Origin of the sequence: Mycolicibacterium arabiense, from assembly GCF_010731815.2 — a bacterium.
GTDB classification, from domain to species: Bacteria; Actinomycetota; Actinomycetes; order Mycobacteriales; family Mycobacteriaceae; genus Mycobacterium; species Mycobacterium arabiense.
In genome coordinates this window covers 130340-145996 of record NZ_AP022592.1, presented here as the reverse complement: position 1 = coordinate 145996, position 15657 = coordinate 130340, and the positions used below count along the sequence as shown (strand labels likewise).

Here is a 15657-nt window from a genome sequence, read left to right as displayed (position 1 = left end):
GCGCCCATTCGATCAACGACGCGAGGGGATTTGGATCCGTTGCCTGTTATGAGTATTTACGACTTCATCATCATCGGCGGGGGTAGCGCGGGCTGCGTGCTGGCAAACCGGCTCAGCGCCGACGAGTCTGCGCGGGTGCTCCTGCTCGAGGCCGGCGGCGAGGACTCGGCGCCGGAGGTGCACATCCCGGCATTGTTCGGAACGATGTTCGGCACGAACGTGGACTGGGCTTACCGAACCGTCGTACAAGCCGGCACGGGCCGCCGGATCGCAGTCCCGCGGGGCCGCATGCTCGGTGGATCGTCCTCGCTGAACGCGATGATCTACGCCCGCGGCAACCCCGCGGACTACGACGCCTGGGAGACCGGGCACGGAGCCGCCGGCTGGGGTCATCGCGACGTGTTGCCCTATTTCCGCCGCTCCGAACACAACTCCCGGCTGGGTCCGCCGTGGCACGGGGCCGACGGGCCCTTGCACGTGCAGGATCCCGTGTACGTGCACGAACTCAACGAACACTGGGTGGAATCCGCGCAGGCGTAGGGGTTGCCTCGCAACGACGACTTCAACGGGCCGCGCCAGATCGGCGTCGGCCCCTTCCAGCTCACGCAGGATCGGGGCAGAAGGCATTCGGCGGCCGATGCCTACCTACGCCCGGTGCTGCACCGCACGAATCTCACCGTTCACACGGGCGCGCTGGCCCACCGGGTCGTCCTCCAGGGAGGGCGTGCAGTAGGGGTGCGCTACGAACTCGCCGGCCGTCAGATCACCGCCTGCGCCGACGTGGAGGTCGTGCTCAGCGCGGGGTCGATCAATTCGCCCCAGCTGCTGATGCTCTCGGGGATCGGACCGGCCGACCATCTTCGCGCACACGATGTCGAGGTCGCCGTCGACCTTCCCGGCGTGGGCGCCAACCTGCAGGACCACCCGACGCTGCCAATCATCTGGAGTACGCGCGATTCCACCGACGTATTGGCGCTGATCCAGACGCACGGCGCGCGTGAGGGGTTTCGTGTCGGTCAGCCCGGTCCGCTGAACTCGGTGCTGTGTGACGTCGGGGCGTTCTTCTCCACCACTTCGGAGACGACGCTGCCGAACATCGAAGTTCATGCCGGTCCCACGGCCTTCGCCGACGGACTGCCGATGCCCGCGACGCCGTCGTTCACCGGGACCGTTTCGCTGCTCGACCCGGCTAGCCGAGGAACGATACGTTTGGCGTCAACGGATCCCACGCAGGCTCCGCGGATCGATCTCGGCATGTTCGCAGAGGAAAGCGATTTCGCGTCGTTGCTCGCCGGAGCGCGGGCGTTCATCGAGATGTGCACCGCCGGCCCGCTGAGCGCGTACTTGAGCGCACGGTTCTTCCCGACCGCGGCCTGCGCGGAGAGCCCCGAATTCGCTGCAGCGGCCCGAGCCCACACCCAGACGATGTACCACCCCGTCGGCACCTGTGCGATGGGGATCGGCGATAACGCCGTCGTGGACCCCGAGCTGCGGGTGTACGGCGTCGACGGATTGCGCGTGGTGGATGCGGCGGTGATGCCGGTCATCGTGCGCGGCAACACGAATGCGCCCACCATGATGATCGCCGAGAAGGCCGCCGATCTGGTTCGCGATGCGTTGTGATCGCCGAGCTCACTGTAGGACGGAACTGCGAGCTCGGTGCGTTGGATTCAGGTAGGACGACTTCGCATCTACACGAGGGACGGTCATGATGAGTACTGCATCCGAGTCGTCGCGCCGCTGGTTCGTCACCGGCGCCACCAGCGGTATCGGGAGGGCGATCGCCGAACACGCCCTGCGGGAGGGCGATCGGGTCGTCGCCGCGGTCCGGCGGCCCGACGCCCTGGCGGGGCTGGTCGCCCGATTCGGTGCTGCGGTCGAGTTGGAGAAGTTGGACGTCGGTGACACCGTGGCGGCGTCTGCGGTCGTCGACCGGGTGGTGGGACGAGGCGGGGTAGACGTCGTGGTGAACTGTGCCGGATTCAGCATCGTCGGTGCGGCTGAGGAGTTGAGTGAGCACCACGTTCGAGCGCAGCTCGACGCGATGCTGTACGGGCCGATTGCGATCACCCGTGCATTCCTCGAATCACTGCGTACACGACGCGGCGGTCACGTCATCCAGATGTCGAGCATGGGGGGACAGGTGACGTACCCGGCCAATTCGATCTATCACGCCGCAAAGTGGGGGCTCGAGGGCTTCACCGAATCGGTCGCTCAGGAAACCCGCGAGTTCGGGGTGAGATTCACCATCGTCGAGCCGGGCGGCGTTCGTACGGGCTTTGCGGCCGCGACCAAGTACGCCGCCGAGATGCCCGCTTATCAGGATGGAGCGGTAGGGCGATTCCGTGACTTCATCCGGACTGCCGGTGACGACGTGTTCTCCGGTGATCCCGCCAAACTCGCCGCGGTCGTGGCCGAGGTGGTCGCCATGGATGATCCGCCGCTGCGCCTCGTAGTGGGTTCCGACGCGTATAGGGCCGTCGATGCGGTGCTCCGCGATCGTCTCGATCGGTTACGCGAGCAGGAGCGGATCAGCCACCCGATCTGATTCACCCAGTATTCGCATGACGGATGACAAGGTGTTTCGACATCCATGACGTCCGCTCGATGGGCACGGTTCCAGTGGTTGGAGTGGTGATGGACCGCTACACAATCCGCTAATTACATTGGCTCGCAATATCGTTGGATTTCGCCTTCGAGCGGCCAGGCGACAGACTGGTCTCATGACAACGAACGACTACTTCGATACGCACCTATGGCACCCTGAAACCGGTTCGTTTCAACGGGATCGGACATACGCTGCCGCTCGGAGACACGCCTCGCCGCGCGCGAGGTGTTGGCGGCTCTCCGTCGGCGACTTTCATCGACGCTGCGCTTTGGCGGCCGTCGGGCACGAGTGAAGTCCACTCGACCCACTAGGCCCACCCGCCGCGACGATTTCCTCGAGCGCGCTGCCATGTCGCGCGAGGCGCACCGGCTATGAGGGGTCTAACCCCTGCGGCTGGCGCGTTCGTGGAGTCCCCCGGAAAGCGCGCACCCTCAGGAGATCTATACTGTACGCGTGCATGATCCGCCGAAAAGTGCTCTCTGGCAACAGTCTTGGCTCGCTGCGAAGCGCATGACCGGACAGTATCTGCCACCGGTGCTGCCGGCGGTGGCACTGATCACGATGCCGTTCCTGCCCTTCGTCAACACGCCGGGTTTGTGGCTCGGACTGCCGAGAATGATGGTCTGGGCCGCGGCATGGTCTCTTGCGTTGGTCCCGGCGCTGCGATGGTCGCAGCGTCTGATGGAGCGCGCTGAGCCGGACAGTCGCCGATGATTCCGACGGCCACGATCGTCGGCATACTCGCCCTCGCCGCGATCGGCGTCGCCGCGCGACGTGGCACCAGGGGTTCGAACATGGCCGAATGGGCAGTGGGTGGTCGCCGACTCGGCGCCGTGGCGATCTGGTTCCTCCAGGCTGGAGAACTGTTCACGACGTTCGCGTTTCTCGGACTGGCTGGCTTGGCGTTCACCGGCGGCGTTGCGGGCCTCTACGCGGTGGTCTACGGAACCGTGGGCAATGTCGTTCTGTTCTTCCTGTGCGGGCGCCTGTGGACGTTGGGTCGTGAGCGCGGTTACCTGACCCAGGGCGACTTCCTCGAGGACAGGTTCACCAGCCGCGCACTCGGGACGACGTCCGCGGTGCTCGGCGTGCTGTTCGTAATGCCCTATCTGCAACTGCAGATCACCGGCTTGGGGCTCGTCGTGGCACTCGCGACGGGGGATTCGCACGCGGGTTCCGTCAGTATGATCCTCGGCACCGTGCTCGTGGTGGCGTTCGTTCTCGCCGCGGGTATTCGGGGTGTTGCAGCGACGTCGTACGCGAAGGACACCGCGATGGTGTTCGCCCTGGTCCTGCTAGTGGTGGCGGTACCGGCCCACTTCGCCGGGGGCGTCTCGGGTATCTTCCACTCGCTCAACGCGTTACATCCCGACAGGCTCTCGATCCATGCCGGTCCCAACGATCGCACCTGGTTCATCACCAGCGTGTTGGTGAGCGCGATCGGCGGTGCGTGCATGACGCTGCCGCACGCGTGGCCCGCGGTGCTGTCGGCCCGCGACCCGAAGGCCCTGCGCCGCAACTTCTCCTACATCCCGCTGTACTCACTTTGCCTGCTGCTGCCGATGATCGTCGGGTTCGCGGCGATTCTCCGGCTGGCACCCACCAGCGACTCCAACGGCGCTCTCCTCACTCTCAGCAGGCAGGTGCTGCCCGACTGGATGACCGGTGTGGTCGTCGTGGCGGCAACTGCGACGGCGATGGTCCCGACTGCCGGGATCTTGATCGCCATCTCGACGCTGACCGCTCGCAACATCATTCGGGTTCGCGGAGAAAGAGCGCAGCTGCGGACGAACTACGCCGTGGTGGTGGCGGCGTGCGCGCTGGCACTGGGCCTCGGCTCGGCACGGCCGGATCTGCTGGCCAATCTGTTGTTGTTGACGTACTCGGGTCTGGTGCAGCTGGCGCCTGCGAACATGATCGGCCTGACGAGAGTACGGCTGCGGGTCGGTAGCATCCCCGTCCTGTGGGGTCTGGCGGTCGGCGAGATCGTGGTGGTGTGGTTCACCTTCGTCGACACCGCCGTCCTGGGGACGTTCAACGTGGGTTTGATCGGCCTTCTGGCGAATCTCGCCGTCACGAGCCTCGCCACCCTGATACGGAGGAACCCGACCTCACCGAGCGAACGTCGAGAGTCGGTCGCGGATCCGCGCTAAGCGGCGCTGTCTCCGTTCGCTTGTGGCACGTCCGCGGCGTTTCCAGTCGTCAGGACGGGCTAGTACTTGAGTTGGCCCCGGTCGACGGCGATCTGGCTGCCCGACAACGTGGCCGATCCGTCACCGGCCAGCCACGTGACGACGTCGGATACTTCGTCGGGTGCCATGAACGCGAGCCGCATCGGGTCGGTCATGTTCCTGGGTTGCAGGGGCATCGGCGACAGGCTGTGCAGGTAACTCGGATGCCGAGCGAGGATGTCCGACATCCCCTCGAGTCCGGTCATCGGGGTTTCGACGGCGTACGGATGAATCGAGTTCACCCGGATGCCGTATTCACCGACTTCGAGTGCCAGTGCGTTGGTCAATCCCACCAGGCCGTGCTTGGAAGCCGAGTAGTGACCGTTGCCTGCAGTGGCCTCGATACCGGTCGCCGAACTCACGATGACGATCGAGCCACCGTTGCCCGCCTCGATCATCGCGGGCAGCACGGCACGGATGGTGCGCCAGGTTCCACTCAGGTTCACCTCGATGACGGTGTCCCACTGCTCCTCGGACATCTCCCACAGCCGATTCCAGCTCAACACCCCGGCATTGGCGACCAGGATGTCGAGGCGCCCGAACTGTGCGACCCCGTCGGCCACCACGTGTTGCAGGGCCGCGAGGTCGCGAACGTCGACTTCGCGTGCCAGCACGTCGCGGCCACTCGCCTTGACTCCCCGTGCCGTCTCGGCGAGATCATCCGAACTCGCGGCGGGATAAGTGATGGTCGGCGAAACCGCACCGCACAAGTCGATCGCGATCACGTCGGCTCCCTCGGCCGCCAGCCGGATCGCATGGGCGCGGCCCTGCCCGAGTGCTGCTCCCGTCACCAGCGCCACCTGGCCCTGCAGACTGCCACCTACACCATGACTGAACTCCTTCGACGACGTTTCCGAGAACGGAGGCGAACCCGGGGCGCGGGAGACGCACTCGCGGCTCCTCGATGTGATGAACGCGTGACGACGGCGTCTCGCGACCTACTGCGTGAAATGCGCTGTGCACCTTGCATAGTAGAACGTGGTTCTGGGACGACGGCGTCACTCGATTACTGGTAGTCATTGCGAAAGCGATTGACGCGTAGGGGAAGTGGTCCTCGACCGGCGCCCGGCGACCGACAGCGGAATCCTGCGCACTCGGTGTTCAGTACGTCGCTCACGTCATAAGCGACGCGAATGTCGGCGTGTCGAGATCGTCATTCCCCTCCTCGGTCGATCGCACCTATGGTGATGTTCTGGAACTTCCCCCGAGTTCCGGTTCAGGCCCGGCCCCGCCACCTACCTCCCCCCTTTGGGTGGCGGGGCCGCGGCCGTCTCGCTCTGCTGCTCGTCGCGACGGACGATTCGGTGCGGTCTCAAGGCCCCGACCCCGTGAGCGACCTGGTGGAGTCATCGACGGAGCCGAGCTGCGGACTGCAGCAGGTGGCTCAGCGTCCGTCTCCGGCCGGGTCGTCGATCGTAAGGGACACGAATGGGGCGGTGTCGAGATCGCGATTCCCCTCGGTGGCCAACGCATCTATGTTGGGTGTTGCCGGAACTCCCGCAGGTTCCGGGTCAGACCCGGCCCCGCCACCCAACCCCCCCTGCTGGTGGCGGGGCCGAGGTCGTCCCATCCTGAGTCGTCACGCCGACGCGCCGCCGTCGACTCGCAGGTTGGCCCCGGTGATGAAGGAGCCCTCGGGTCCCGCCAGGAAGGCGGCGAGAGAAGCCACTTCGTCCGGGGATCCGTAACGCTGCAGGGCAATCGAGCCTCGAATTCGTTGTGCGACGGGTCCGGTGGCTGGAGTCATGTCCGTATCGATGCGCCCCGGCAGGATGCTGTTGACGGTGATGCCCGCAGCGCCGAGATCCCGCGCCCAGCCTCTCGTCAAACCGACGACGGCGCCCTTCGACGCCGCATAGAAGGCACCGCCCGGAATCGGTAGATACTCGCTGGTGATGCTGCCGATGTTGATGATCCGCCCGCCCGACTTCATGAACTTCGCCGCTTCCCGGGTGGCGACGAACACTGCGCGCACGTTCACGCTCATCAGCGTGTCGAAATCATCGAGACTGAATTCCTGCAGCACGCCCGTCCTGAGGATTCCGGCGTTGTTCACCAGGATCTCCAAAGACCCGAGCTGCTCCACGGTGGTGTGAACCGCCTTACGTACTGCGTCCACGTCGCGAGCGTCCGCGCGGATCGCTAGCGCTCGGGACCCGATGGCCTCGATCCTGCGCGCCACCGCACGAGCGTCGTGCTCGGAAGCAGAGTAGGTGATGGCGACCGACACGCCGTCCCGTGCAAGGCGTTCCGCAATCGCCGCCCCGATACCGCGTGACCCGCCGGTGACGAGGGCCACCCGGGTGCTAGTACTTGACATCGAAAACCCTCCCGTGGGACTCGAACGTCGGCCGTCACCGATCGGTGGTGAGGGGAGTTGTGACCGAGTCTCCACGGTCCGTCTGCCCGAACCGTCGGGGACGCAGCGGCACCGGCGATTCCGGCTACTTCTGGAGCGCCGCCGCATCAACGAGCATCGTCTCGCCGGCGACGAAGGACGCTTCGTCCGACAACAGCCAGACGATCGCATTGGCGATCTGTTCCGGTCGTCCGGCTTTACCCCCTGGCTGAATGGTCGCCTTCATGTCGTCGGTCAGCACGCCGACGATGGGGGTGTCGACGAGTCCGGGTGCAACCGCATTCACCCGAATCCCGTCCCGGATGTACTCCAGACCAGCCTGTCTGGTCAGGCCGATGACACCGTGCTTGGCGGCCACGTAGGAGCCCTGCCCGTAACCCGCCTTGTACCCGGCGAGAGATGAGACGTTGACTATGACACCCGCGCGGAGGCTGCAGAAATGCCGCAGCTGGGCGCGCATGCCGAAGAACACCCCGTCGAGCACGACGCCGGTAACGTGTCGCCAGTTTTCGGTGGCGATCTCGTGGAGCCGCGCTCCCACGTGAGCCGCGCCGGCGTTGTTCACCGCACCGTCGAGTCGCCCGAACTCCTCGAGAGCACACTGCACCAGTGCGTCCGCGTCGCTTTCGAGGCGGACGTCGATCGTGAGCGGATGGGCCGTGCCACCGGCGTCGGCGATCTCCGCGGCGACTCGGCGTGCACTGTCCGCGTCGAGATCGCCTACGACGACTCGTCCGCCCTCCCTGGACAGGCGCAGCGCCGTCGCACGCCCGATCCCCGAGCCTGCTCCAGTGACGATGAATGCCTTGCCGGCGAAGTTCTCGTTCACGCCAACCTCTCTTGCCGGGAACTGCCGAAATGCGTTCGCGTACCTGGACGCTACGCGGCTCCGGGGACGCAGGCGACAAGCGACGTCGATGTCGGGTGTTGGTCGCGCTTATTCGCCGAAGGGGGCCTGTTCGCCGATGCTTCGACACTGTGGTGGCCTAGATCACTAACCGTCGTAATCAACTTGACAGGTTAGGGAACGGTTACTTAACTACTGCACGTTGCCGGTCCGGTCATCCGACTGGATACGCGCGACCCCCACGATCGGAAGTTTTGCCAATGTCCAAGAACAAGACGGATACCGTCCGTAATAGCACTGTCCCACACAATGTTTCGCTCCGCAGCGCTGCGCTGCCGGCGGCGGCGCTGCTGCTGATCGGGTTGAACCTGCGTCCGGCGATCGTGGCGCTCGCACCGCTGCTGGACGAAGTGCGTCGCGACACGGGTATGTCCAACGCCGGCATAGGTGTTTTGAGCACCGCCCCCGTGGTGTGTTTCGGGATCTTCGCTCCCATGGCGCCGCGGTTGGCGTCTCGTTTCGGGATCGAACGAACACTCATGGGGGTGCTCGTGCTACTCGTCGCCGGCGTACTGGTGCGGCTGGCGACTCCGGTCGGATTCCTGTTCGGAGGGTCGATCATCATCGGTGCCGCCGTTGCAGTGGCCAACGTTCTGGTCACCGCCATGATCAAGCGAGACTTCGAACGCTGGGTAGGACCGCTGTCGGGATTGCACACCACGATGCTGTTCGGCGGGGCCGTCCTGGCGGCAGGGCTGACCGAACCGATACGCCAGGCGGCGCATCTCACCTGGCGGGAGGGCCTGGCGATCTGGGGCGTGCTGGCTTTGGTGGCCATCCCCGCGTGGATTCCGTCGGTGAAGCGAAGGCATCGTGGGCCCGCCACCGGCGGCGTCTCTGCGAGGGGTATCTGGCTGTCGCCGCTGGCATGGGCAGTCGCCCTGTTCTATGCCTTCCAGCAGCTCGTCTGGTACACGACGACAACGTGGATCCCCAGCTTCTACATCTCGCTCGGTTACAGCTCCAGCACCGCCGGGTGGTTCTTGGCCATTGTGTGCTTCTGCGCCATTGCTACGGCGGTCGCCACACCCTTCGTGGCGCAGCGCTCTCACAAGCAGGGCCATCTGGTGGTCGTCGGCGCGGTCTCGTGCGCGATCGCCCTCCTCGGCATCGTCATGAAACCCACTGCGGCGCCCGCGTTCTGGTCTGCCTTGCTGGGACTCGGCTTCGGTGTCGTGGTCAGCCTTGGCATCATGTTCATGTCCACGCGGGCAAGCCATCACAGCTCCGCTGCGCAGCTGTCTGCGATGTCTCAGGCAGTGGGTTACCTCGTAGCTGCGGCGGGGCCGGTGGCGTTGGGGGTGGCTCGCGACGCGACCGGGAATTGGACCCTGGGGTGGCTGATCGTCTTGGGCGCAGTCGTGCCCATGACCATCGCCGGGTGGCTCAGCGGTCGCGGAACCATTCCCTGACCTCGTCGCCCGCTGTCGCACGATCGTGGCGATCAGTTCGACCAGTTCGTCGTCGGCTAGCGGCGGGCCGTGAAGTGTGGCGTGCATCTTCGTGAACGCGGCCGGCCCGCCGCTTGCCCGGAACCGCAGCCGGCGATCAGCGTTACGGACAAACTCACCGCACCCAGAAGGGCCAGTCGCTTCGTTCGCATCAATCACTCCTTTGTGAAGCTTCGTGAACCTTCGGAAGCCCTTGTGAAGCCCGCAGACATCGGCCTGTTGAACCGGCCCTCGCGAGAGTATTGCGTGACCTACGCAACAGTCAAGCAACTTGATGCATGGAATCGCGCAATATTGCACGTCATTTGCGCGGAATCGAGCATGCAGATTTGCTACGATTCGGCGCGGCCGGTGCCGAACGGCCGACCCAGCGGAGAGGGCTGAATCCCAATGTCGCGTCGTGCCGAGGTCGCAGTTCGCTTGCAGAAGCGGGGATTTCAGAGTGTCAACGACTTGGCACGGGCTTTCGGTGTCGACGCGTCGACCATCCGCCGCGATCTCGACAAACTCGAGGCGGAAGGCGTGATCCAACGCACGCACGGCGGTGCAGTGCCCATCGAGGCGGACTATCCCCACGTCGCGCGCGACGTGGGGCTTCATCGCGCGGAGAAGGTGGCGATCGGAGCTGCGATGGCCGAGCGCGTGCTGGACGGGCAGACGATCCTCCTGGATGCGGGGGAGACGACGCTCGAAGTTGCACGCCACCTTCGGCAGTCGCGCTTGACGGTCGTTACCCACGATCTGCGGGTCGGACTGGAGATAGCGACGAAACCATCGATGAACCTGGTGTTCATCGGGGGCGAGTTACTGCCGTCCGGATTCGGCATGTGGGGACCCGCCTCGGTCCAGCAGGTGGAGAATCTGCGCGTCAACGTGGCGATTTTCGGTGCCGTCACCGTCATGGACGACGGGCTCTACTCGACGTCGAGTTACGAGATAGAACTCAAACGCAAGATGCGATCCATAGCGGGTGAAGCCTTCTTCGTCGCCGACAGCTCCAAGTTCGGCCGGGAGGCGCTTTTCAAGGTATTCGGCTTCGAGGACTTCACGGCCGGCATCACCGACGCGATGCTGGATCCCATTCGGGCGGCCCAGTTGCCGCTCCCGGTCATCAGGGCCAGCGTGCCCCCCGCTGAGATCCCCGAGAGCGCCGCGGTCAGGTCGATTTAACCATCCCTCCGTCGATGACGACATCGGCACCCAGGACGTTCGCCGACACCTCCGAGGCCAGGAACGTGATCAACGCGGCCACTTCACGCGGTTCCGTGATTCGGCCGGTGGTGATGCCGAATCGCTCGGGTAGTCCCGCCAGAAAGTCCTGTAGGCCAACACCATCGGCGGCGGCGAACCGCGCCCCGATCCCGTCGCTTCCTCGCCAGAGCCGACTACCGACCACGCCAGGGGAAACGGTGTTCACGCGGACTCCGTGGGGCCCGAACTCCTCGCCGAGTCGTTTGCTCAACGCGGTGAGGGCCGCCTTGGCCTCGCTGTAGCCGACCGGTGCGGAGGCCGGTACCCGTGTCGACGTGGTCGAGACGTTGACGATCGCCCCCCGCCGCTCGATCAGGCTGGGAAGGGCGGCGCGACATGCCCAGATCGCACTGAAGAGGTTCAGCACGAGGAGTTCTCGCCACTGATCGTCGCTCACGTCCAGGAACCCGGCCAGCCCGCCGGATGCGAGCTTTTCCACCTCTCCGGCGCCCACGTTGTTGATCAGAATGTCGATACCGCCCAGGATCGACATCGCCGAATCGATCATCGCGGCAGCGCCATCCGGTGTGCCGAGGTCGGCGCGAACCGTGCCCGCCGCCACCCTCTCGAGGTCCGGCGTCGTGGTGCGGGCGACTCCCAGCACGCGAACGCCTTCGGCGGCGAGTGCTTCGGCCGTGGCCAAGCCGATGCCGTGGCTGGCGCCGGTCACTACGGCGGTCTTCCCCGACAGCCCGAGATCCAAGAGTGCTTCCTTCGTCGATGTGAGTGTTTCGCAGCGCGCGTCGACATTCCGTATCGACGAATCGGTTCGCCCGCCGAGGCATCGACTGTGACGGTCGTTCAACCATGCGTCGCGATGCCGGGGTAGCCCATGTCATTTTCGAATGGGGGGGTTTCGAAAACCGAAGGTAGCGGTCCGGAGCTCCGTGCAAACGGGACGCAAAATCTTTGGTTGCCTTTCCATGCCGCCGGGACGTTGACACCGTCTCGAACACCGGAGCACTATGACGAACGTCACGTACAAATCGATTTGCATAGGAGGGGCCCCGCAATGCCGCCAGACCGAGTGGTCATCAGCGACGTGGCCGCCGCGGCCGGGGTCAGTCCGACCACCGTCTCGCACGCGCTCAGCGGCCGGCGCGCGGTGTCCGAGGAGACGCGCCGACGGGTCCTGAAGGTGGTCGGCGAACTCGGATACAGGTCCAGCATCATCGCGCAGAGCCTGCGAAATCAGCAGACCAACAGCGTCGCGTTCCTCGTCGTGGACATCTCCAACCCCTATTACCCGACGGTGGCACAGTCCGTTCACGACGGACTGGCCGACGAAGGCTACGTCTCGTTGATCGGCATCACCTACGGCGAGCCCGCCACCGAGGAGACGATGCTGCACAACATCGTGCGGCGCAACGTCGACGGACTGATCTTCCAGCCGATGTCGCTGTCCCCGCTCGAGATTCGACGCATCGTCGGCTCTTTGCCGTTGGTCCTCATCACCGACCACGAAGGTGAACTCCACGCCGATCAGGTGCAGACGAACGACGCGCAGGGAATCGCCGAAGCGGTGCGTCATCTCAAAGACCGCGGATTCACGGAGGTCGGCTTCATCGGTGGGCCCGACGGGCGCAGCCCCGGCACGGTCCGCCTGGCATCCTTTCGGGCCGCGGCGCATGCGCTCGGCCTCACCGTCGCCGACCACTGGATCGAACACGTGCCGTTCAACCGTGACGGCGGCCGCGAGGCGGGTCTGCGACTGCTGAAACCAGCCGACCGGCCGCGAGCGATCGTGTGCGCGAATGACGTGATCGCCGTCGGACTCTTCGACGCCGCCCACGACCTCGGACTCGACATCCCCCGCGACGTGGCCGTCGTCGGGTTCGACGACATCGAGGTCGCGAGCATGCTCAAACCGCGGTTGACCACGGTGCGCAACCCGGCCCGTGACGTGGGTGCCGCCTGCGTGGAGGCCGTCCTGAGTCGCATCGCCAGCGGCCCGGAAACGCCCTACACGGTCCGTTCGCTGCCCACCGTTCTGCTGCCGCGCGAGTCGACCTAGCCGAATTCCCGACTGTAGAACCGAAACCCACCACGAGCAAGGAGACGACCATCTCATCCCTCACCGATCACGGGCCCGTCCTGGGCGAGGCGTTCCAGAACCTCATTGGTCACGATCCGCTGGACGGACGCGTCCTCGTCGCATACGAGGTCGCCCAGCGGCGCGAGACCGGTTACGACGTTTCGGCAGCGGTGGGGGCCGCCAACGACATCGACCCTTCCGACAACGATGCACTGCTCGAACTCGTCGACCGGATGGACGAACTACCACGAATCGACGGATGGAAATACGAGGAGCCGACCGCACTCGACGACATCGTCGCGACGCTGCCGTCGCCGCCTTCCGCCCAGCGGGTCTCCTCGGCGGACCTGACGGACAAGGTGCACGCCGCGTGGCTGGGGCGCATCGCGGGCTGCAACGTCGGCAAGCCGGTCGAGCGCGGTGACCACTGGACCGTCGAACGCATCCGCGATTACCTGACCCTCGCGGACGCCTATCCTCTTCGGGACTACGTGCCCCTGCTCGATCCGATGCCGGAGGGGTTCGAGCTCCGGGAGAGCTGGCCGGAGACCACTCGGGGCAACGTGAACGGCTCGGCTCGCGACGACGACATCGACTACCCCATCCTCACGTTGCACCTGCTCGAGCAGCACGGGCGCAAGCTCACCCCCGCGATCGTCGGCGACGCGTGGCTCAACCTGTTCCCGCTGGAGCAGGTGTTCACCGCCGAGCGTGCCGCCTACGTCAACATGGTGTACGGCTGCGTGCCGCCGGAGACCGCGACGAGACGAAACCCGTTCCGCGAGTGGATCGGAGCGCAGATCCGCGGCGACGTCTTCGGCTACGTGTTCGCCGGGGACCCGTGGAGCGCCGCTCAGCTGAGCTACCAGGACGCGTCGCTCTCCCACATCGGCAACGGCATCTACGGCGAGATGTGGGCCGCCGCCCTGGTGGCTGCGGCCTTCACCGCAGCCGACGCCCGCGAGGCGATCGAGGTCTCGCTGCAGGTGGTTCCGCCCCGGTCACGGCTGGCCGAGGCCATCCACCACGTCCTCGATCTGCACGGGTCCGGTGTCACGTGGGAGGAGACTCTGGGGCAGATCTGGGCGGCCTACGGTCACTACTCCTGGGTGCACACGATCAACAACGCCGCCGCCGTGGTGGCCTCGTTGCTCTGGGCCGACGGGGATTACACCACCGCCGTCGGGCGGGTGGTCATGAGCGGTTGGGACACCGACTCCAACGGCGCCACGGTCGGTTCGGTCGCGGCGATTCTCGCAGGGCGCCAAGCACTTCCGGGCCACCTGATCGACCCACTGCACGACCGCACCCGGTCGGCCCTCTTCGGCTTCGACGGCTCCGCCATCTCGGATCTCGCCGACCGAACCGTCCGCCTGGCCACCCGCGGCCTGGACTAGCGAGCAACCGAGGAGATCGTCATGGACCTGACCCGGCGCCACTTCCTGACGTCCACCGGCGCCGTCGTCGCACTGACCGGGCTCGCCGCGTGCGGCAAGGGCCCGGCGTCCGACCCCTCGGCCATCGTGATGTGGGACAACCTGGACAACCAGGATCTGGTCGCCTACTACCAAAAGCACATCGTCGAGGGGTATCCGGGGCCGGGTACGGTGCGCTTCAGCAACAAGTCCACCGACACCATCGATCGACTGATCCAGACCTCTCTCGCCGCCGGGTCGGGCCCCGACGTCATCGTGACGCCGGGGCCCTCCTCGGGGGTCACCGAGTACACCAAGGCCGGCTATCTCGTCGACCTCGACGGCTACGCCGACAAGTACGGCTGGAATTCGACGTTCGCGACCTGGGCGCTCGACGCGTCGCGCGTCGACGGAAAGCTTCGGACGCTGCCGACCCAGTACGAGACGATGGTCTTCTACTACAACCCCGAGACCGTGCAGACGCTGGGCGCCGAGGTGCCGACCAACCTCTCCGACTTCGAGGCGTACTGCGCGGAGGCCAAGGGCAGGGGCATGGTGCCCATCGCGGCGGGCAATGCGGACTGGAAGGGCGCCAACGAGTGGCACATGGTCATCGCACTCAACCACGGCGCCGGACCCGCCGCGGTCTATCAGGCGCTGCAGGGGGAACTCAGCTGGGAGGACCCGGTCTTCGTCGACGCCATCAGTCGATACACCGACTACTTCAAGAAGGGCTGGTTCGGGGGCAGCGTCGAGGACTACTTCACCAACAAGTTCTCCACCCTGTACGAGCAGCTGGCCAACGGCAAGGCCGGCGCGATGATCTCCGGAACCTGGGAATTTCCCTACCTGCCAACCTATTTCGGCGAGAAGGCGGGCAACGACGACGTCTGGAACTGGGCCGCGATCCCGTCGCTCGGCTCAGGTGTACCCCACGACGTCTGGGATCTGGCGATCGGACAGTCCGCCGGGATCAACAGCAACGCCCACAACGTCGACAACGCCGCCAACTTCCTGAACTTCCTCACCACCGACAAGAAGGTCATCCTGCAGGCGCTGGTGGAACTGAACGCCGCCCCGCCTCCGATCGACATCGAGCAGAGCGACTTCAGCCCCGGCACCGACGAACGCCTCGTCCGCCTCTACACCACGCTGTCGAGCGCGAAGACCATCGGCTACCCGATCTGGACCTTCTTCCCCCAGCAGACGGAGACCTACATCATCGACTACTTCGAAAAGGTCATCACCGGTGATCTGAGCCCCGCCGAGTACTGCGCTGGAATCCAGAAGCGGTTCACCCGCGAGCACGCCGCCGGAAAGGTCCCCCAGGCGCCCGAGCCAGGAGTTGCGTTGAAATGACGACCACGTCCGTTCCCACCGCCGAAACGACCGCCCGAGTC

Annotated in this window: 12 protein-coding genes and 1 pseudogene; 9 read left to right on the top strand and 4 right to left on the bottom strand. The window is 65.6% G+C overall.

Annotated elements, in window-relative coordinates; all coding sequences use genetic code 11:
* Window positions 1-39 precede the first annotated feature (39 nt).
* The 4 genes and pseudogenes from G6N61_RS31405 (at window position 40) to G6N61_RS00620 (ending at window position 4761) form a co-directional block, all read left to right on the top strand.
* Window positions 40-1623, top strand: a pseudogene (locus G6N61_RS31405) (GMC family oxidoreductase).
* Between the two features lie 88 nt (window positions 1624-1711).
* Window positions 1712-2548 (top strand): SDR family oxidoreductase, encoded by an 837-nt coding sequence (locus G6N61_RS00630; protein ID WP_235887124.1) that lies wholly within the window; start codon window positions 1712-1714, stop codon window positions 2546-2548.
* A 513-nt stretch (window positions 2549-3061) separates the two neighbouring features.
* Entirely contained in the window at window positions 3062-3322 is a 261-nt protein-coding gene (locus G6N61_RS00625; RefSeq protein ID WP_264076746.1) for a hypothetical protein, read from the top strand.
* Complete coding sequence (locus G6N61_RS00620) at window positions 3319-4761, top strand: sodium:solute symporter family protein (protein ID WP_163916238.1); 1443 nt, start codon at window positions 3319-3321, stop codon at window positions 4759-4761. Before G6N61_RS00625 ends, G6N61_RS00620 begins: the two co-directional genes overlap by 4 nt.
* A 59-nt stretch (window positions 4762-4820) precedes the next feature.
* On the opposite strand, the gene G6N61_RS00615 is transcribed toward G6N61_RS00620, so the two are convergent.
* The 3 genes from G6N61_RS00615 to G6N61_RS00605 form a co-directional block, all read right to left on the bottom strand.
* Window positions 4821-5651, bottom strand: a complete 831-nt coding sequence (locus tag G6N61_RS00615) for a mycofactocin-coupled SDR family oxidoreductase (RefSeq protein WP_163916597.1) — start codon at window positions 5649-5651, stop codon at window positions 4821-4823.
* Window positions 5652-6418: 767 nt separating this feature from the next.
* Complete coding sequence (locus tag G6N61_RS00610) at window positions 6419-7159, bottom strand: 3-oxoacyl-ACP reductase family protein (RefSeq protein ID WP_163916236.1); 741 nt, start codon at window positions 7157-7159, stop codon at window positions 6419-6421.
* Between the two features lie 124 nt (window positions 7160-7283).
* Complete coding sequence (locus tag G6N61_RS00605; RefSeq protein ID WP_163916233.1) at window positions 7284-8027, bottom strand: SDR family NAD(P)-dependent oxidoreductase; 744 nt, start codon at window positions 8025-8027, stop codon at window positions 7284-7286.
* 278 nt (window positions 8028-8305) lie between these two features.
* Here G6N61_RS00605 and G6N61_RS00600 point away from each other — a divergent pair, with 278 nt between their 5' ends.
* Together G6N61_RS00600 and G6N61_RS00595 are read left to right on the top strand one after the other, a co-directional pair.
* Window positions 8306-9517 (top strand): MFS transporter, encoded by a 1212-nt coding sequence (locus G6N61_RS00600; RefSeq protein WP_163916231.1) that lies wholly within the window; start codon window positions 8306-8308, stop codon window positions 9515-9517.
* 429 nt (window positions 9518-9946) lie between these two features.
* Window positions 9947-10726, top strand: coding sequence for a DeoR/GlpR family DNA-binding transcription regulator (locus G6N61_RS00595; RefSeq protein WP_163916229.1), 780 nt, complete (start codon window positions 9947-9949; stop codon window positions 10724-10726).
* On the opposite strand, the gene G6N61_RS00590 is transcribed toward G6N61_RS00595, so the two are convergent.
* Window positions 10713-11510: an SDR family oxidoreductase gene (locus G6N61_RS00590; RefSeq protein WP_163916227.1), complete on the bottom strand. Its 798-nt coding sequence runs from the start codon at window positions 11508-11510 to the stop codon at window positions 10713-10715. The genes G6N61_RS00595 and G6N61_RS00590 overlap by 14 nt on opposite strands.
* 309 nt (window positions 11511-11819) lie before the next feature.
* Here G6N61_RS00590 and G6N61_RS00585 point away from each other — a divergent pair, with 309 nt between their 5' ends.
* The 3 genes from G6N61_RS00585 (at window position 11820) to G6N61_RS00575 (ending at window position 15616) form a co-directional block, all read left to right on the top strand.
* Window positions 11820-12821 (top strand): LacI family DNA-binding transcriptional regulator, encoded by a 1002-nt coding sequence (locus G6N61_RS00585; protein WP_163916225.1) that lies wholly within the window; start codon window positions 11820-11822, stop codon window positions 12819-12821.
* 191 nt (window positions 12822-13012) lie between these two features.
* The gene (locus G6N61_RS00580) at window positions 13013-14239 is read left to right on the top strand and encodes an ADP-ribosylglycohydrolase family protein (protein ID WP_235887122.1); all 1227 of its coding nucleotides are present in this window, start codon (window positions 13013-13015) and stop codon (window positions 14237-14239) included.
* A 21-nt stretch (window positions 14240-14260) separates the two neighbouring features.
* Complete coding sequence (locus tag G6N61_RS00575) at window positions 14261-15616, top strand: ABC transporter substrate-binding protein (RefSeq protein ID WP_163916223.1); 1356 nt, start codon at window positions 14261-14263, stop codon at window positions 15614-15616.
* The last annotated feature ends 41 nt before the right edge of the window (window positions 15617-15657 follow it).